The following is a 17264-nucleotide window of genomic DNA, read 5'->3' as shown; positions in this document are numbered from 1 at the left end:
CATCAGGGTGAGGTCCTCCACCGTCTGGCTGTGGGGTTGCCGCGCAAGGTAAAGCAGGGAATCAGCCACCTGCTGTGGGGAAAGCATGGCACGTCGGTCGAAGGAACTGTGGACGGTTTCACTGTCCCAGAGTGGTGTATTCACCGCCCCCAGGGTGAGGGTGCTCACCGCGATGCCGGCGGCCCGTTCCTCGGCCTCGAGGCAGCGGCTGAAGGAGGCCAGGGCGGCCTTGCTGACGCAGTAAGCCCCCCACTCCGGGAAGGCATTCCTGGCGGCATGGCTGCTGACGTTGATGATCCGTCCGCCACCGGCCTGGCGCAGGCCGGGCAGCACCGCCAGACAGACCTGGAAGACACTGGTGAGGTTGAGCTGCAGGAGCCACTGCCAACGGTCGAGGGGCATGGCCGCCAGGGGGCCGGTCCAGGCGGCACCGGCGTTGTTGATCACCACCGAAGGGCTCAGCCCCCGCCCGAGCAGCTCGGCCATCGCCCCAGGGATGGCCTCCGCCTGGGCCAGGTCGAGGGGCAGGGTTTCGACGCGCCGGCCCAGCCCCCGCAGCTCCCCGGCGAGGTCGTCAAGGTCGCCCTGGCTGCGGGCCACCAGCAGGAGGTCGTAGCCCTCGGCGGCGAAGCGGCGGGCGGCGGCGGCGCCGATGCCCCGGGAGGCACCGGTGATCAGGGCGGCGGTCAACGGACGGATGGGCAGCTGGACAACCCTACGGGGCGATGGCGGGATCCGTTGCCGCCCCCTCCAGGACCTGGCCCATGCGTCGGAACTTGGCGTAGCGGGCATTCAGCAGGTCGGATTCGCTGCAGGTCTGCAGCTCGGCGAGCTGGCCCAGCAGGGCCGTGCGGAGGGTCTCGGCCGCCTGCATCGGTGCCCAGTGGTTGCCCCCGGAGGGTTCCTTCAGCAGGGCATCCACAAGCCCGAGCTGCAGCAGGTCGGCACCGGTGATGCGCAGGGCCTCGGCGGCGGCGGGGGCCTTGGCCGCATCGCGCCAGAGGATCGAGGCACAGGCCTCGGGGCTGGCCACGGTATAGACGCTGTGCTCAAACATCAGCAGCCGGTCGGCCACCCCGATGCCGAGGGCGCCGCCGGAGCCCCCTTCGCCGATCACCACGGCGACGATGGGCACCCGCAGGCGGAACATCTCCCGCAGGTTCACGGCGATCGCCTCGCCCTGGCCCTCCTCCTCGGCCTTGACCCCCGCGTAGGCCCCGGGGGTGTCGATGAAGCTGAGGATCGGCAGGCGGAAGCGGTCGGCGTGGTCCATCAGCCGCATCGCCTTGCGGTAGCCGCCGGGCGAGGCCATGCCGAAGTTGCGGGCCACGTTCTCCTTCATGTCCCGGCCCTTCTGGTGGCCGAGCAGCACCACCGCCTGGTTGCCGATGCGACCCACGCCGCCCACCAGGGCGCGGTCGTCGTTGCCACGGCGGTCGCCGTGCAGCTCGATCCACTCGTCGGTGATGACCTGGATGTAGTCGAGGGTGCTGGGCCGCTGGGGGTGGCGGGCCACCTGGATCTTCTGGGCCGGGCTGAGGGAGCTGAAGATCTCCTCGCGGCGCCGGGTGGCGAGGGTTTCGAGCTGCAGCAGCTGCTGGCTCACATCGACTTCGGAATCGCGGGCCAGCTGGCGGATCTGCTCGATCTGCTCCTCCAGCTCCACCAGTGGTTTCTCGAAGTCCAGCAGGACGCGGCGGGCCATGGTTGGGAAAGCAGGGGACGGATCAGGCGGAGGGGAAATCAGGTGGAGGAGAGGCTGGGAACCGGTGCAGGAGCCTCCAGGCCCAGGGCCTGGAAACCGTGGCGAAGCGAGGCGGCGCCGATGAGGTCCATCTTCTCCAGGGTGATGTTGTTGCGGCCCCAGCTGAAGTTGGTGTGCAGGCCTTCGAACTCCAGCAGCATCGCTTCGGCGAAGCAGGCGAACATCTCGCGCTGGGGGTTGGCCATGTCCGCGGCCTCCATCATCTGCCAGCCGATGTCGGAGCCGAAGGCCACGATGCCCCCCTTGAGCACGTGGATGCCATCGCCGGCGGCCTTGGTGTCCAGATTCTTGGGGTAACCGCCATCGATCATCAGGCAGGGGCGGCGCAGGCGGCTGGGATCGAGGCTGCTGGCCTGGGCCAGGCTGGCGACCCACACCACCACATCCGCCTCCTCCAGGGCCGCCTCCAACGCAAGGATGCGGCCACCGCCGAGCTCCTGCTGGAGATCAGCGAGAGGCTGGGGCCGGCGGGCCACCAGCAGCAGTTCCTGCACCCCGGTGCGCTGGGAGAGCCAGCGGCAGACGGCGCTGCCGATGTCACCGGTGGCGCCCACCACGGCCACCCTGGCCCGCCGCAGGTCGATGCCAAGCCGTGGGGCGTTCTCTTCCACCTGGCGGCAGATCACCCAGGCGGTGTGGGTGTTGCCGGTGGTGAACCGCTGCCAATCCAGCGTGGTGGCACGCACCTGCTGTTCCCTGAGCAGCTTGAAATCCTCGAAGATGATCGAGGTGAAGCCCCCCAGGGCGGTGATGTCGATGCCGTTCTTCTGGGCCAGCTCCATGGCATTCAGCACCTTGCGCTTGGCCGTCTTGAAGCGGCTCAGCATCTCGGGGACGAACACCGAATCGATGTAGGCCCCTTCGATGCGCTTGCCCGTTGGGCTGGTGACGCTGATCCTCTCCACCAGCTGGGGGGGAGCACTGCACCACATGTCCAGATCCCCGTCGGCGTATTCCTCGAAACCGAGGCTTCGCGCCAGGTTGCGCGCCGACTCGAAGCTGGTGGAATGACCGATCAGGCCGAACATGCAGGAACAGGAACGCGGCGGCGGAAACGGGGCCGGATGTCGCCGACGCTACATCCTCTCCCGGTGAGCCTGAGCCGTTGGCTCAGCCCACCAGCGCCGCGGCAGCCATGCGGGCGATCTCCCGAGGCGTGAAACCGATGTCCGTGAGGGCGTCCTGGTAGGCGATCAGAAAATCCTCGATCAGGTCTTCCTTCTCCATGTGCAGGACGGCGGCGTCGGCGGCCACCCGATCCAGCATGCGACGGACGTGGGGAAGGTTGTCGCGGTTGGCCTGCTCCAGCTCGGCGCGGGACTCCTCAAGGTGGGCCTTGAGCCACTCCTGGCCGTAGTTGAGGTGGGTGTACTCGTCCTTGACGACCCCCTCGGTGATCTTGCGGGCGAAAGGATCGGCCACAGGGATATAGATGTGATAGGCCGAGATGGCGAAGGCTTCGATCAGCAGGGCCTGAATCAGCAGGCAGGTGACCACCTTGCCGTCCTTGAGGGCCGCCTGGAAGTTGTTGCGCAGGGGGGAGAAGAACTCCTGGGCGAAGGGCATGTCGGCGGTGACGCCCAGGTTGTTGGCACAGGCGGTGAAGCCCTTCATGTGCTTCAGCTCCATGCGGGCCAGGCGGGTCAGCTCCTCGGCCTGGTCGGGAAGCAGGGTCCCCAGCGACATGTAGTTGTCATGCGCTTCCTGCTCGCCTTCGATCACGATCGCGTTGATGCGGCTGTAGGCGTCCTTGTAGGCGGCGGTGGTGAAGTCGGGAAGCTCACTCCCCTCGAACGGGCCTGATGGATCCAGTGAGGAATCGACAGACGTGGTGGTTTCGAGGGTGGGCATGGGAACCACAGGCGCAGGCAATCAGACGACTCTAGTCATGGTCTGCCGGAAGTCGGCGGCCAGTCGCTGCGCACAAGGGCGTCGAGGCGCCGCTCCCAGCTGCCCACCAGGCGCAGGAAGAGTTTGCGGCCGAGGTCGTCGCTGGCCTCGCTGGGATCACCGATGACCCCGCTGCTGCTCAGTTCCTCCGTGCGCCAGGAGCAGGGGCAGGCCCCCTCCAGACTCCAGCCGGGGGGCGGGGGTGGCGAGGGGTCCAGTCCGTCGGCGGCGGGCAGGGCGCCGACGGTGGCCGGCTCGAGGAACAGCATCAGGCTGGTTTCGGCCAGGCCGGCATGCAGCCCCGTGCTGCGTTCCGGTTCGGGAATCAGTTCCGCCAGGCCGTCGACGCCACGCCAGAGGAAGCAGGGCAGGACCGCCAGGCCGGGTTCCAGCACCCGCAGCTCCCGCGCCGCCGCTTCCAGCAGGCCGATCTGGCCGCCATGGGCGTTGAACAGCACCAGCCGCTGGAAGCCCGCTGCGGCGATCCCCCTGCCGACGGAGCGCACCAGCTCAATCACCAGATCGGCCGGGAGGCTGAGGGTTCCGGGGAACCCCAGGTGCTCCGGCGAAAAGCCGATGCTCTGCAGCGGCAGCCGCCAGATCGGCAAGTTGGGGTCGAGCCGCTCCAGCACCGCCTCAGCCACCCGTTCGGCGAACAGGCCATCGGTGCCCAGGGGCAGCAGGGGCCCGTGCTGCTCGATGGCACCGAACGGCCAGACGACCGTGCTGCCCGGTCGGGCGGCGTGCTCACGCACCCCTGTCCAGCTGAGACTGGCGAGGCGTCGCTCGGTGCTGGGGGGCATCGGCGGGGGAGGACGGGCCTCAACGGGTGATTCGTACAGTGTGGAGCCCCGTGCTTCGCTGAGGACCTCCATGGCAGGAACCGGCAACCCCGCGCCGCGTCAGCCCCGGAACCCCGCCCAGCGCCCGATGCCGCCGGCGAGGCCTTCCGGGTCGGCCCCGGCGCCGCTGCGCAAACCCCCCCAGGTGTTGATGATCAAGAAGGAGGAGGAGGTGGTGGCCGAAGCACCCCCTGCTCCTGGCCCCTCGACCCCGGCCGCCCCGCCGGTGCGACCGCCGTCGTCCCCACCGGCGGACGAGGACCGGTTCAGCATGGATGGCCTCGAGGGCCTCACCATGGCCGACCTGCTCGGCCCGGCGCCCGATCGCCGCGGCGGTTCAGGCGGTGCGGCCCCCCGTGGTGCCGCTGCCGCCGACGCCGCACCTGCGGCGGCATCCCGCCAGGCCCGCACCGTCGACGACTTCGATTTTGACGAAGAGGCCTTTCTCGCCGCCCTTGAGGAGAACGCTCCGGTCGGCACCACCGGTGAGGTGGTCAAGGGGGTGGTGATCGGCATGGAAAGCGACGGTGTCTACGTCGACATCGGCGGCAAGGCGCCCGGCTTCATGCCCAAGAGCGAGTGCGGTCTGGGGGTGATCACCAACCTCAAGGAGCGCTTCCCCAAGGGCCTGGCGATCGAGGTGCTCGTCACCCGGGAGCAGAACGCCGACGGCATGGTGACGATCAGCGCCCGCGCCCTTGCCCTGCGCCACAGCTGGGAGAAGGTGCGTCAGCTGGAGAAGGAGGGCAAGGTGGTGCAGGTCAAGGTGAGCGGCTTCAACCGCGGTGGTGTCACCTGCGATCTGGAGGGGCTGCGCGGCTTCATCCCCCGCTCCCAGCTCAACGACGGTGAGAACCATGAGGCCCTCGTCGGCCAGACCCTGGGGGTCGCCTTCCTGGAAGTCAATGGCGAGACGCGCAAGCTGGTGCTCTCCGAGAAGCGGGCCGCCACCGCCGCCCGCTTCGCCACCCTGGAGGTGGGGCAGCTGGTGGAGGGCCATGTGGCGTCGGTCAAGCCCTACGGCTACTTCGTTGATCTGGGTGGCGTCAGCGGCCTGCTGCACCACTCCTGCGTCACCGGCGGCGTCCTGCGCGACCTGCGCGAGGCGTTCCAGCAGGGGGAGCCCATCAAGGCCCTGATCACCGCCATCGACCCCGCCCGGGGCCGCATCGCCCTCAACACCGCCCTGCTGGAAGGTCCGGCCGGCGAGCTGCTGATCGCCAAGGAGACCGTGATGGCCGAGGCCGAGGACCGGGCCCACCGGGCCCGGTCGCTGCTGCGCCAGCAGGAACAGGACGCAGGATGAGCGGAGCGTTGCAGGCGCCTGGCCCTGACTGGGAACTCGACTACTACTCCAGGCCGATCCTGGAGGCCGATGGCAAGAAGCGCTGGGAACTGCTGATCTGCACCACAGCAGGGCTGCAGCCGGCGCCGGACCCCTTCCGCTGGTCCATGGCGTGCCCCGCCGCCAGCGTCAATTCCCAGTGGTTGCGCGGGGCGATCGAAACGGCCCTCCAGGACGCCGCCGCCCAGGGCTACGGTCCGCCGCGTCGGCTGCGCTGCTGGCGCGGCTCGATGCGCGCCATGGTGCAGCGGGCCGCCGAAGGGCTTGGCCTGGAGTTGGTGCCGAGCCGGCGCTGTTATGGCCTGGTGGAGTGGCTGCAGGAGCGACAGGCGACCGTCTACCCCCAGGAGCCGGGCTACATGGCCGGTCCCCTGGCCCCGCCCCCGCAGCCGATCGCACCCGTGGCGCTGCCCCTGCCGGAGGCGGCCCGGGGCGACAGCTGGAGCTGGGCCACGCTCAGTGCCGCCACCCTGGTTGAAGCGGCGGGCTGGGAGATTGCCTTCCCCGGCCTGGTGGCCCTGCCCGAGGGCCTGGATCCCGCCACTCCCGTACCGGGGATCCGGCTGTTCAGCCGCCGTCGGGCCCTGGCCATCGCCGGCTGGCTGTCCGGCCTGGAGCCGGCGCGGCTGGAGGTCTGCGCCGGTCAGCTGGTGCTGGAGGCCGGGCTGGAGGACCGCTGGATCCTGGCCCGCCTGCCGGAGGAGGAGGCGCGGCTCGCCAGTGCGGCCCTGACGGAGGCCCGGGAGCGGGCCGGCGGTCTGCAGTTCATCGCCATCCAGGCGAGCGAGGAGGCGCCCTCTCTCGAGGGCTTCTGGCTGCTGCGGGACCTGCCGGATGGCTGAGGCGCTCGAGCCCCCCTTCGAGCGGCCCGATGCGGGCTTCAACGACCTGCCCGGCTGGACCTGGGTGGGCACCTACGGCGGCCATTACCTGCAGTGCGACCTGCTGGCCGGCTTCGAGCATGGCTTCTTCACCCGCCAGTGGCAGGGCCGTCCGCCCGAGGAGCTGGCCGGCGAGATCAGTGCCGGGGTGAGCGTGCATCGCACCCGCCAGGTGCATGGCGGCTCGGTGCTGGCCGCCGGGGAGGCCGAGGGGGCCCCCTGGCCGGAGGCCGATGGACTGCGCAGCGATGGCGGCGGCCAGAGCCTCTGGGTGTGCGGCGCCGACTGCACCCCAGTGCTGATCGTCGACCCCGCCGGCGGCCGGGTGGCGGCCTGCCATGCCGGCTGGCGTGGCGTCGCGGCGCGGATCGTGCCGGCGGCGATCGAAGCGCTGGTGGCGGATGGTGCCCGCCGGGAGCAGCTGCTGGTGGCGCTCGGGCCGGCCGTGGACGGCGTCCGCTACCAGGTGGAGCGCGCCGTCACCCTGCAGGTGGCGGCCGCCATGGAGGCCGGGGCCCCTGACCCGCTGCCGGATGGCGCCCTGGGGGACCTCGAGCGCTGCGGTGCCCTGCTGCTGGATCCGGACCCCGGCAAGGACCGGCTGGACATCCGCCGGGCCACGGCGTTGCAGCTGCAGCGCCTGGGCCTTGACCCGGCGCGGATCGCCCTCTGTCCGCTCTGCACGGCGGCCGAACCGCAGCTGTTCCATTCCTGGCGCCGTGATCGGGTCAAGGCTGTGCAGTGGAGTGGGGTGGTGTCCCAGGGAGCGGCGACCCGCAAAGGCTGAGGGCCACGGCCTCGGCCACCTTGATGCCGTCAATCGCGGCCGAAAGGATGCCCCCCGCATGCCCCCCGCCTTCCCCCGCGGGGAACAGCCCCGGGGTGTTGAGACTTTCCAGCCGCGTCGGGTGACGCTGCAACCGCAGCGGTGAGGAGGTGCGGGTCTCGACGCCGGTGAGCAGGGCGCCCTCCATGGCATAGCCGGGGATGCGGCGGGCGAACACCGGCAGGGCCTCCCGGATCGCCCCGAGCACATAGTCCGGCAGGCAGCCATCAAGGCTGCCGAAGCGCAGGCCGGGTCGGTACGACCCCTCCACCGCCTCCGCAGGCGCCTCCTGGCTGGGTCGACCGGCCAGGAAGTCCCCCAGCCACTGGGCCGGCGCCCGGTAGTCGCCGCCGCCGGCGCGGAAGGCCTGCTGTTCCCAGTGGCGCTGGAAGGCCATCCCGGCCAGGGCCTCCCCCCCCGGCTCGCCGTAGGGCGCCAGGTCCTCCTGGGTCACGGGCACCACCAGCCCGCTGTTGGCATTGCGTTCCTGGCGGGAGTGCTGGCTCATGCCGTTGGTGACGACGCAGCCCTCCTCGGAGGTGGCGCCCACCACCAGACCGCCGGGACACATGCAGAAGCTGTAGACGCTGCGGCCGGCGTTGGCTTCGCCGGTGCAGTGGTGCACCAGCTTGTACTCGGCGGGGCCGAGCCGCGGATGGCCGGCGGCTTCCCCCCAGCGGGCCCGGTCGACCAGGACCTGGGGATGCTCGATCCGCACCCCGACCGCGAACGCTTTCGGCTCCATGGCCACGCCCAGCCCGTGCAGCATCTGGAAGGTGTCCCGGGCGCTGTGGCCCGGCGCCAGCACCAGATGCCGGGATGCCATGACCGTGCCGTCCGCCATGCGCACACCGGCCAGTTGCCGGTCGGTGCCGCCCTCCAGGAGCAGCTCGACCACGTGCTGGCCAAAGCGGACCTCCCCGCCCAGGGCCTCGATCCGGGCCCGCAGCCCCCGCACCACCGTGGCCAGCTTGAAGGTGCCGATGTGGGGGTGGTGCAGGGTGAGGATGTCGGGGTCGGCCCCGGCCGCCACCAGTTCTTCGAGCACCTTGCGGATGTAGGCGGGGTCCTCGCTCACCTGGCTGTAGAGCTTGCCGTCGGAGAAGGTGCCCGCGCCCCCTTCGCCGAACTGGGCATTGGAGCCGGGATCGAAGCGGCGACGGCCCTGCCAGAAGCCGAAGGTGTCCGCCGTGCGCTCCTTCACCACCTTGCCCCGCTCCAGCAACAGGGGCCGCCAACCCATCTGCGCCAGCAGCAGGGCGGCGAAGTAGCCGCAGGGGCCGGCGCCCACCACCACCGGGCGGAGCGCCTTGCTTGCCCCATCGGCCCGGGCCACGGGCCGGTAGCGGCTGTCCGGGGTGGGACGCAGGTGGGGGTCGCCGGCGAAGCGGCGCAGCAGGCGTCGCCTGGCGGCCCCCTCGAGCTCAAGGTCGAGGCAGTACACCAGCGAGATCGCCCCGCGCCGCCGGGCATCGACGCTGCGTTTGACCAGCTGGTGGCGGCGCAGTTCACCGGGCGCCAGCCGCAGCCGCTGGCTGATGGCCGCCTCCAGATCGGCGGCGCTGTGATCAAGCGGCAACTTCAGCTCGCTGAGGCGCAGCACGGCCGGCGCAGGCAGGGGTCTGCTGGCGTTCTAGGGCACGGCGCCACAGGAGGTGCCATGGTGGAAGCTGATCGGATTGGGGCCGGCGTTCTGATGGGTCTGGCTCACTGTCCCCTCTGCATGGGTCTGGCGGCGCTCTGTGTGGTGCGCTGCAGCGCCCACGCCCTGCTGCTCTGGCGCCTCTGGGCCCCACCCATGGGCGCCCCCTCAGTCCGGCTGCGTCGGGCTTCCTGCTGAGGCGGTCCTGTCCAGTTCGGCCTCCATGGCGGCGATGGCGATGCGGGTGGGCACCACAGCATCGGGGTTGAGGCTGATCGAGTCGATGCCCTCCTCCACCAGGAAACGGGCGAAGTCTTGCGGCCGCAGCGCCGCGCCGTGCGGATCGCCAGGCGGATCATCTCCTTGACCGTGGGGTGCCGCTCGTCGAACAGGTCCGCCACCAGGGCGGAGTCCCGGTCGAGCCCCAGGGTCAGCTGGGTGAGGTCGTTGGAGCCGATCGAGAAGCCGTCGAAGCGCTCGGCGAAGGCCTCGGCGCCGATCACGTTGCTGGGCAGTTCGCACATCACGTACACCTCCAGGCCATCCTTTCCCCGCACCAGCCCCTCCCCGGCCATCACCGCCAGCACCCGGTCCCCCTCCTCGGGGGTGCGGCAGAAGGGCACCATCGGGATCACGTTGCCCAGGCCCATCGACTCCCGCACCCGGCGCAGGGCCTGGCACTCCAACGCGAAGGCGGCGCGGAAGGCGGGGGCGTAATAGCGCGAGGCCCCGCGCCAGCCGATCATCGGGTTCTCCTCCTCCGGCTCGAAGGCTGATCCGCCCAGCAGGCGGGCGTATTCGTTGCTCTTGAAGTCGGAGAAGCGCAGGATCACCGGCCGGGGATGGAAGGCGGCAGCGATCCGGGCCATGCCCTGGCTCAGCAGGTCGACGTAGTAGTCGGACGGGGTGTCGTAGCCCGCGACCAGTTCGGCGATGGCCGCCCGGTCGTCCGCCGCCGTCACCCGTTCGGGCTGCAGCAACGCCATCGGGTGCACCCGGATGTGGTTGGCGATGATGAACTCCAGCCGGGCCAGCCCCACCCCGTCGCAGGGGATCGAGGCCAGGTTGAAGGCCTCCTCGGGGTTGCCCACGTTGATCAGGATCCGGGTGCGGGTGGCGGGCAGATCGCCGATGGCCTGCTCCTCCACCCGGAACGGCAGGGCGCCCCGGTACACGTGGCCCACATCCCCCTCGCAGCAGCTCAGGGTGATGCTGTCGCCGTCCCCGATGCGGCTGGTGCCATCGCCGGTGCCGACGATCGCCGTCAGGCCCATCTCCCGGGCGATGATCGCCGCGTGGCAGGTGCGGCCGCCCTGGTCGGTGACGACCCCGCTGGCCTTGCGCAGGATCGGTTCCCAGTCGGGGTCGGTGCGGCGGGTGACCAGCAGGTCGCCGTCCATGAACCGGGCGATCTCGCCGGGATCGCTGATCACCCGGGCCAGGCCGCTGCTCACCGAGGCGCCGATGGCCCGGCCGCTGGTGATCTCCTCGGCCTGGTGCGGCTCCAGGTGCCAGCTGCGCAGTACCGCCCCGCCCCGGCGGGATTCCACCGTTTCCGGCCGGGCCTGGAGGATGAACAGGGCGCCGCTGAGGCCGTCCTTGGCCCATTCGATGTCCATGGGGGTGGGCACCCGACGGCGAGCCCCGTAGTGGCGTTCGATGACGCAGGCCCAGCGCGCCAGGGTGAGCGCCTCGTCATCGCTGAGGGCGAAGTGCCGGCTGTCCTCCGGGGATACCGCCTCGTTGCGCACCGCCCGGCCATCGCCGCCGGAGGGGTCGGCGTAGACCATGCGCAGCGCCTTGCTGCCCAGCCGACGGCTGAGGATCGGGGCGAACCCCTGCTCCAGGGTGGGCTTGAAGATCAGCCATTCATCCGGGTTGACGGCGCCCTGCACCACGTTCTCCCCCAGCCCGTAGGCGGCGGTCAGCAGCACGGCGTCGCGGAATCCGGTTTCGGTGTCGATGCTGAACATCACCCCGGAGCTGGCCAGGTCGGAGCGCACCATGCGCTGCACCCCAATCGAGAGGGCCACCTCCAGGTGATCGAAGCCGTGCTGCTGCCGGTAGGCGATGGCCCGATCGGTGAACAGCGAGGCGTAGCACCGTCGGCAGGCCGCCAGCAGCGCCGCTTCCCCCTCCACGTGCAGGTAGGTCTCCTGCTGCCCGGCGAAGCTGGCCTCGGGCAGATCCTCGGCCGTGGCACTGGAGCGCACCGCCACGGCGGCGGGGACGCCGCCGGCGGCCATCGCGGCGGCCAGATCCCGGTAGGCCGCCACGATCGCCGCCGCCAGGGGCGGCGGCAGATCCGCCCCGCCCAGCAACTCCCTGGCCCCCTGGCCGGCCGCCTGCAGGGCCGCCAGGTCATTGGCATCGAGCCCGTCGAGCAGGGCGGCGAGGGCGGGCCTGAGCCCGTTGGCGGTGATGAACAGGCGGTAGGCCGCGGCCGTGGTGGCGAAGCCCCCCGGCACCTGGACGCCCGCCGGCCCCAGCTGCTGGATCATTTCCCCCAGGGAGGCGTTCTTGCCGCCCACCTCGGCGATGGAGTCCAGCCCCACCTGGGCCAGGGGCACAACGAGCCGATCGGAGTTGTCCATCCCCTTTGCCCTGACTACACCAACTATGGGTCCGGGCCGGGTTCGGGCAGCAGCTGGGCCAGCAGTCCCGCGGCCATCAGGATTCCCCCCAGGCTGAGGGCCAGGCCGCGGTTGGCGGCGGCCGGCCCCTCCATCCAGGTGCCGGCGGCCAGGAAGGCCCCCCCGAGCAGTAGGGTGGGCACCAGCACGATGCCCTTGGCGGTGCGGTTGAGGCTCATGGGCAGGCCTCCGCCCGGGCCAGGCCGGCATCAATCAGTCCGGTGGCGATGTCGGCGCCAGTGGAGAGCAGGCTCACCTGGGCCAGCAGCGTGCCGTCCCGCTGGCCCATCGGCCGCAGATTCACCTTGGTGCGGCGGGGCATGGCCTGACGCAGCCAGGCGGTCGCCTGCTGCTCCTGCTCCGCCACCAGCTTCATGCAGGCCAGCTCAACGGCGTAGCTGCGGTTGCCATCGCCCACCTGCAGCAACGTGCCGCTGCGCACCTGGTACACCTCCGCCGCCGCCGCCATGCCGGGCCAGCCGAGCAGCAGCGCCAGCAGGACCCCGAGCAGGGTCAGAGTTTGGCGCCGCAACTGGGACAGAAGAGGTGGGCGCTGGCGGTGGTGCTGCCGCAGGCATTGCATTGGCGGATCGTATCGATGGCGAGTTCGGGATGGCTGGGCAGACCCACCATCTGGGCGTTGCTGGCTCCCGGGGGCACCATCGGGTAGCAGTTCTCGTTGCGCCGCACACGCACGTCGACGAACACCGGACCGGGGTGGGCCAGGGCCTCGGCAAGGCCCGAGTGCAGCTGGGCCCGGTCGGTGATGCCGATGCCCTTGACCCCGAAGGCCTCCGCCAGGGCGGGGAAGTCCGGCATGCCGCCGGTCATCTCGGAACTGGAATAGCGCTCTTCGTAGAAGCTTTCCTGCCACTGGCGCACCATGCCCTGCCAGCCGTTGTTGAGCACCACCACCTTCACCGGCAGCTGGTACTGGCTGAGGGTGCCCAGCTCCTGGATGTTCATCAGGATGCTGGCGTCCCCTGCCACGCAGATCACCTGCTCGTCGGGGAAGGCGGTCTGGACGCCCATGGCGGCCGGCATGCCGAAGCCCATGGTGCCCAGGCCGGCACTGCTGATCCAGCGGCGGGGTCCGTTGCGCAAAAACTGGGCGGCCCACATCTGGTGCTGCCCCACATCGGTGGTGAAGAACGCCTCGGGCGCCAGTTCCCGCAGGGCGATGACCACTTCCTGGGGGGCGATCTCTCCGGTGGGCTGGGGGATCACCAGGGGGTAGTGGTGTTTCCAGGTGTCGATGCGCTCCAGCCAGGCATCGGTGCGGCGGTTGGAGCCTTCGCCGATGGAGGCCTGCAGCAGGGCATCGAGGGCCAGGCGGACATCGGAGACGACCGGCACCTCGGGCACCCTGTTCTTGCCGACTTCGGCCGCATCGATGTCGATGTGGATCACCTGGGCCCGGGGGGCGAAGCTGTCGAGCCGGCCGGTGACCCGGTCATCGAAACGGGCCCCGACGGCGATCAGCAGATCGCATTCGGTGACGGCGAAGTTGGCGTAGGCGGTGCCGTGCATGCCCAGCATGCCCACGGCCAGGGGATGGTTCTCGTCGAAGGCCCCCTTGCCCATCAAGGTGGTGGTGACCGGCAGGCGGAACCGTTCTGCCAGCTGGTGCACCTCGCCATGGGCGTCGGAGGCGATGGCGCCGCCACCGACGTACAGGAGGGGCCTGCGGGCCTGGCGGATCAGGGCCAGGGCCGCCTTGATGGCTTCAGACCTGGGGGCCGGCGGACGCTTGAAGCCGGAGGGGACCGCCGATCCCGGGGCCACGGGGGTGTAGTCGAACTCCTCGGCACCCACATCCTTGGGCACGTCGATCAGCACCGGGCCGGGGCGGCCGCTGGCGGCGATCAGGAAGGCTTCGGCCACGATGCGGCCGATGTCGGCGGGGTCGCGCACCACCCAGGAGTGTTTGACGATCGGCAGGGTGATGCCGAAGATGTCGGTTTCCTGGAAGGCATCGGTGCCGATGGCGGCGCGGGGCACCTGGCCGGTGATCACCACCATCGGCACCGAATCCATCTGGGCGGTGGCGATGCCGGTGACCAGGTTGGTGGCGCCGGGGCCGGAGGTGCCGAAGCACACGCCCACCCGGCCGGTGGCGCGGGCGTAGGCGTCGGCGGCGTGGGTGCCGCCCTGTTCATGGCGCACCAGGATGTGCTTCAGCCAGCCCCGGGACTCGGCCTTGTGGAGCTCGTCGTAGATGGGCAGGATCGCCCCACCCGGGTAGCCGAAGATGTGCCGCACCCCGTGGCGGTGCAGGGCATCCATCAGGGCATAACCCCCGCTCACCCGCATCGGAACCGACGCTTCAGGAGCTGAAGGGGCGGGTGACGGCCCTGCGGCGGCTGTGTGCCCTGCGGCGGCTGTGGCGGGGGGAAGGGGCGTGAGCGTCACGGCGGCGGCTGGGGACTGGCGAGGGGGAACGGGGTCGTCAGGATGGAAGACCGGGGCGCCCGGGAGGCGTGACGCCGGGCAGCGGTCTGGACACCATCAGCGGAAGACACCCAGGTTAGGTCGCTGCAGGGGGATTGGGTTGCGCTGGCGTCGGCTCTGGGCCATGGCCCGCAACACGCGGGCCGGGTCCATCCAGGCGCCCCTGTAGCGCATACCCCAGTGCAGGTGGGGGCCGGTGGTGCTGCCCGTCAGGCCGACGTGGGCGATCACCTGGCCGGTGGCCACCCGCTGGCCCACCCGCAGAAACACGTTGCCGCTGCGGTAGACGCCACTGCCGGCCTGGCCGCTGAGGTGGCAATAGATGTGCTCATAGCTGCCGGAGCGGATCACCAGTCCGTTGCCGCAGCCGCCGTCGACGATCACCTCGCTCACCGTTCCGGTCCACCAGCTGCGGATTGGCGACCCCAGGGGGGCGGCGATGTCGATGCCGTAGTGGGGCCGGACGTCGCCGCTGAGGGGATGGGAGCGCATGCCGAACCCGCTCGTGTAGCCCGCAAAACTGGCCACGGGGAAGGCACCCCGGCCCCAGAGGCTGGCGTTGCGGGCATCGGCGGGCAGGCCCTGGCTGCTCAGGCCCAGGGTCGCTGCGATCACCAGCGACCGGCCCCGCAGGCGGGGACGCCGGGGGCGATCAGAGCAGTCCGAGGGCATGAAGCGGGCCTTGACCGGTGAGCAATTCCAGCAGAAAAGCGGAAAATCCGACCATCGCCAGGCGACCGTTCCACACCTCGGAGCTGTTGTTCCAGCCCCAGGCCCATTTGTCCTGGGGGTAGAGCTTCACCTTCTTGGGCAGCTGGGCCGCCATGTCGAGGTTCACCTCCGGGCCCGCCATGGCCTCGTGCACCAGGTCGGCGAGGCCCTGGATGAAGGTGGGATCGGTGTCGAGGGCCGGCACCCGACGGAAATGGCTGATGCCCGCTTCGGTGGCGATCTCCCGGTACTCGATGTCGATCTCCTCGAGGGTCTCGATGTGTTCGCTGACGAAGCTGATCGGCACCACCACCAGCTCCTTGACGCCCTGCTCGCCCAGTTCCCGCAGGGCATCCTCGGTGTAGGGCTTGAGCCATTCCACCGGCCCCACCCGGCTCTGGTAGGCGAGGGTGGAGGGGTTGGCATGGCCCAGCAACTCCTCCAGTCGCCGCATCACCAGGGCGGCACAGGCCTCGATCTCCTGCTGGTAGGGGTCTCCCGCCTCCTCCACGTAGCTCTTGGGCACCCCGTGGGCGCTGAAGAAAATGTGGGCCTTTTCCGGCGTGCCGGAGGCGCCGACCTCCCGGGCGATCAGCCCGGCCATGGCATTGATGTAGCCGGGATGGTCGTACCAACTGCGGATGCAGCGGATCGGCAGGCGCCGGAAGGCCGGGTCGGCCTGGCGCAGCCGCTGCAGTTCCCGGAAGCTGGAGCCGCTGGTGCTGATCGAGAAATGGGGATAGAGGGGCAGGACCACCACCTCCTCCACGCCGTCGGCCTTGATGTCGCCCACGGCCGATTCGGTGAACGGATGCCAGTAGCGCATCGCCACGTAGCTGGTGGCGTCGACCCCTTCCTGACGCAGGCGGCTCTGCAGCTCCCTGGCCTGCTGTTCGGTGATGCGCCGCAGGGGGGAGCCGCCGCCGATGGAGCGGTAGGCCTCCTTGGATTTGCCGCTGCGCAGGGTGCTGATCAGCCAGGCCAGGGGCTTCTGCAGCGCCGGGGTGGGTAGACGGATGATCTCCGGATCCGAGAACAGGTTGTAGAGGAATGGCCCGACGTCCTCGATCCGTTCCGGACCGCCGAGGTTCAGCAGCAGCACGCCGACCCTGGCCATGCCTTCGATCAGAAAGGCAGAGCGTAACCCCGCCTCCCCACCGGCGGCCGTCCACCGATGCATCGACCCGCACCCTGGCGGCCCGGGAATGGCCTGGGTAGGTTCCGGTTCAGGTCCCTGCCTGCCGCGCCATCGTCCTGGCCGCCCCGCCATCGCCAGCCGCTGCCGATCCCGGCGCCATGGCTGGCATCGACCCGGTAACGCTGGTGCGGCAGGAGAATCAACGTCTGGCGGCCCTGGGCACCGGCCTGCGCCTGGAGATCCGCCAGCAGCGGCTGGGTCTGCGCGGGCCCCTGCCCTGCCCGAAGGGCACGGCGGAGCGGCCGGTGCAGCGCATCAGCCTGGGGCTGCCGGCCACCGGTGCCGGGGTGGCCGCCGGCCTCGAGCAGCTCGACCGGGTGCGGCAGGCGGTGGAGCAGGGAACCTTCCGCTGGGAGTCCTGGCGCCGGCGTCCGTCCGCTGCGGCAGCCCCTGCTCCGGAGAAGGCTCAGGCGGTGGCGCCCCCTGAGGCTGCGGGAGTGCTGCCCCTCCTGGCCAGCTTCGAGGCCGCCTTCTTCGCCGATCCCCGCCGCCGCCGCCGGCCCGCCGGCAGCCGCAGCACCTGGAGCGGCGCCTACCGGCCCTACCTGCGGCGTCTGGCGGCGGTGGCCGCCGAGGCCCCCGGCAGCGCGCCGTCGACCGTCGACGGGCCCCTGCTGGAGCGGGTGCTGGAGACCTACCCCCTGGCCAGCCGCAGCCGCCAGCAGTGCGGCATCGCCCTGGGGGCTTTGGCCCGCCATCTGCAGCTGCCCCTGCCGGCCGACTGGAGCGAGCGCAGTGGTGGCTACGGCCTGCATGTGGCCCGGTTCCGCGGACTGCCCAGCGACGCCCGCATCCTGGAGCTGGTGGCGGCCATCCCCAACCCCTGCTGGCGCCTGGCCTATGGCCTGATGGCCACCTACGGCCTGCGCAACCACGAGGTGTTCTTCTGCGACCTCTCCGCCCTGGCGCCGGGGGGCGACCGGGTGCTGCGGGTGCTGCCCACCAGCAAGACCGGCGAGCACCAGGTGTGGCCGTTCCAGCCCGACTGGGTGGAACGCTTCGGCCTGGAGAGCCTGGGGGAGGGCGGCGCCGAGCTCCCCCGGGTGTGCACCGACCTGCGCCGCACCACCCTGCAGCAGG

The 17264-nt window shown here is 70.8% G+C and carries 16 protein-coding genes and 1 pseudogene; 5 read left to right on the top strand and 12 right to left on the bottom strand.

Annotation, left to right across the window (positions count from 1 at the left end):
* From KBZ04_RS04845 to KBZ04_RS04825, 5 genes are all read right to left on the bottom strand, one after another.
* On the bottom strand, positions 1–690 hold a 690-nt coding region (locus KBZ04_RS04845; protein ID WP_254990793.1), incomplete at its 3' end, for an SDR family oxidoreductase.
* 25 nt (positions 691–715) lie between these two features.
* Positions 716–1705, bottom strand: coding sequence for an acetyl-CoA carboxylase carboxyltransferase subunit alpha (locus KBZ04_RS04840; RefSeq protein ID WP_254990792.1), 990 nt, complete (start codon positions 1703–1705; stop codon positions 716–718).
* A gap of 38 nt (positions 1706–1743) precedes the next feature.
* Positions 1744–2793 carry a long-chain acyl-[acyl-carrier-protein] reductase gene (locus KBZ04_RS04835; RefSeq protein WP_254990791.1) on the bottom strand — a complete coding sequence of 350 codons (1050 nt, stop codon included), beginning with the start codon at positions 2791–2793 and terminating at the stop codon, positions 1744–1746.
* Between the two features lie 82 nt (positions 2794–2875).
* Positions 2876–3616 (bottom strand): aldehyde oxygenase (deformylating), encoded by a 741-nt coding sequence (locus tag KBZ04_RS04830; RefSeq protein WP_254990790.1) that lies wholly within the window; start codon positions 3614–3616, stop codon positions 2876–2878.
* A gap of 35 nt (positions 3617–3651) precedes the next feature.
* The gene (locus KBZ04_RS04825) at positions 3652–4458 is read right to left on the bottom strand and encodes a creatininase family protein (RefSeq protein WP_254990789.1); all 807 of its coding nucleotides are present in this window, start codon (positions 4456–4458) and stop codon (positions 3652–3654) included.
* A 70-nt stretch (positions 4459–4528) separates the two neighbouring features.
* Between KBZ04_RS04825 and KBZ04_RS04820 the strand changes: the two genes are divergently transcribed.
* The 3 genes from KBZ04_RS04820 to pgeF are packed head-to-tail and all read left to right on the top strand — an operon-like array spanning position 4529 to position 7510.
* Positions 4529–5803: a S1 RNA-binding domain-containing protein gene (locus KBZ04_RS04820; RefSeq protein ID WP_254990787.1), complete on the top strand. Its 1275-nt coding sequence runs from the start codon at positions 4529–4531 to the stop codon at positions 5801–5803.
* On the top strand, positions 5800–6684 hold the full coding sequence (locus KBZ04_RS04815) for a Tab2/Atab2 family RNA-binding protein (RefSeq protein ID WP_254990786.1): 885 nt from the start codon (positions 5800–5802) through the stop codon (positions 6682–6684). The genes KBZ04_RS04820 and KBZ04_RS04815 overlap by 4 nt, the downstream gene beginning before the upstream one ends.
* Positions 6677–7510, top strand: a complete 834-nt coding sequence (gene pgeF, locus KBZ04_RS04810) for a peptidoglycan editing factor PgeF (RefSeq protein WP_254990784.1) — start codon at positions 6677–6679, stop codon at positions 7508–7510. The genes KBZ04_RS04815 and pgeF overlap by 8 nt, the downstream gene beginning before the upstream one ends.
* Here the strand turns inward: pgeF and KBZ04_RS04805 are convergent.
* Entirely contained in the window at positions 7452–9152 is a 1701-nt protein-coding gene (locus KBZ04_RS04805) for an NAD(P)/FAD-dependent oxidoreductase (RefSeq protein ID WP_254990783.1), read from the bottom strand. The genes pgeF and KBZ04_RS04805 overlap by 59 nt on opposite strands.
* Positions 9153–9245: 93 nt before the next feature.
* Between KBZ04_RS04805 and KBZ04_RS04800 the strand changes: the two genes are divergently transcribed.
* On the top strand, positions 9246–9389 hold the full coding sequence (locus KBZ04_RS04800) for a hypothetical protein (protein WP_254990782.1): 144 nt from the start codon (positions 9246–9248) through the stop codon (positions 9387–9389).
* Here the strand turns inward: KBZ04_RS04800 and ppsA are convergent.
* The 6 genes and pseudogenes from ppsA to hemH form a co-directional block, all read right to left on the bottom strand.
* Positions 9360–11785, bottom strand: a pseudogene (ppsA, locus tag KBZ04_RS04795) (phosphoenolpyruvate synthase). The gene KBZ04_RS04800 and the pseudogene ppsA sit on opposite strands and share 30 nt — an antisense overlap.
* Before the next feature lie 23 nt (positions 11786–11808).
* Complete coding sequence (locus tag KBZ04_RS04790) at positions 11809–12003, bottom strand: GIVxVP protein (RefSeq protein WP_254990781.1); 195 nt, start codon at positions 12001–12003, stop codon at positions 11809–11811.
* Complete coding sequence (locus KBZ04_RS04785; protein WP_254990780.1) at positions 12000–12356, bottom strand: hypothetical protein; 357 nt, start codon at positions 12354–12356, stop codon at positions 12000–12002. Before KBZ04_RS04785 ends, KBZ04_RS04790 begins: the two co-directional genes overlap by 4 nt.
* Complete coding sequence (gene ilvB, locus KBZ04_RS04780) at positions 12338–14137, bottom strand: biosynthetic-type acetolactate synthase large subunit (RefSeq protein WP_254990779.1); 1800 nt, start codon at positions 14135–14137, stop codon at positions 12338–12340. The genes KBZ04_RS04785 and ilvB overlap by 19 nt, the downstream gene beginning before the upstream one ends.
* Before the next feature lie 195 nt (positions 14138–14332).
* Complete coding sequence (locus KBZ04_RS04775) at positions 14333–14890, bottom strand: M23 family metallopeptidase (protein WP_254990778.1); 558 nt, start codon at positions 14888–14890, stop codon at positions 14333–14335.
* 37 nt (positions 14891–14927) lie between these two features.
* Positions 14928–16103 (bottom strand): ferrochelatase, encoded by a 1176-nt coding sequence (hemH, locus tag KBZ04_RS04770; protein WP_254990777.1) that lies wholly within the window; start codon positions 16101–16103, stop codon positions 14928–14930.
* A 179-nt stretch (positions 16104–16282) separates the two neighbouring features.
* Here hemH and KBZ04_RS04765 point away from each other — a divergent pair.
* Positions 16283–17264: site-specific integrase (locus KBZ04_RS04765; protein ID WP_254990776.1), on the top strand; the 982-nt coding region annotated here is incomplete at its 3' end.

Origin of the sequence: Cyanobium sp. N5-Cardenillas (assembly GCF_024345515.1) — a bacterium.
GTDB lineage: Bacteria > Cyanobacteriota > Cyanobacteriia > PCC-6307 > Cyanobiaceae > Cyanobium.
This window is presented reverse-complemented; position numbering and strand designations above follow the sequence as displayed.

What these genes read in the sequence shown, in the direction of transcription:
- KBZ04_RS04840 (WP_254990792.1), bottom strand. Translation starts at nt 1,705, where the DNA reads ATGGCCCGCCGCGTCCTGCTGGACTTCGAGAAACCACTGGTGGAGCTG.
- KBZ04_RS04835 (WP_254990791.1), bottom strand. Translation starts at nt 2,793, where the DNA reads ATGTTCGGCCTGATCGGTCATTCCACCAGCTTCGAGTCGGCGCGCAAC.
- KBZ04_RS04830 (WP_254990790.1), bottom strand. Translation starts at nt 3,616, where the DNA reads ATGCCCACCCTCGAAACCACCACGTCTGTCGATTCCTCACTGGATCCA.
- KBZ04_RS04825 (WP_254990789.1), bottom strand. Translation starts at nt 4,458, where the DNA reads ATGCCCCCCAGCACCGAGCGACGCCTCGCCAGTCTCAGCTGGACAGGG.
- KBZ04_RS04820 (WP_254990787.1), top strand. Translation starts at nt 4,529, where the DNA reads ATGGCAGGAACCGGCAACCCCGCGCCGCGTCAGCCCCGGAACCCCGCC.
- KBZ04_RS04815 (WP_254990786.1), top strand. Translation starts at nt 5,800, where the DNA reads ATGAGCGGAGCGTTGCAGGCGCCTGGCCCTGACTGGGAACTCGACTAC.
- pgeF (WP_254990784.1), top strand. Translation starts at nt 6,677, where the DNA reads ATGGCTGAGGCGCTCGAGCCCCCCTTCGAGCGGCCCGATGCGGGCTTC.
- KBZ04_RS04800 (WP_254990782.1), top strand. Translation starts at nt 9,246, where the DNA reads ATGGGTCTGGCTCACTGTCCCCTCTGCATGGGTCTGGCGGCGCTCTGT.
- KBZ04_RS04790 (WP_254990781.1), bottom strand. Translation starts at nt 12,003, where the DNA reads ATGAGCCTCAACCGCACCGCCAAGGGCATCGTGCTGGTGCCCACCCTA.
- ilvB (WP_254990779.1), bottom strand. Translation starts at nt 14,137, where the DNA reads ATGCGGGTGAGCGGGGGTTATGCCCTGATGGATGCCCTGCACCGCCAC.
- hemH (WP_254990777.1), bottom strand. Translation starts at nt 16,103, where the DNA reads ATGGCCAGGGTCGGCGTGCTGCTGCTGAACCTCGGCGGTCCGGAACGG.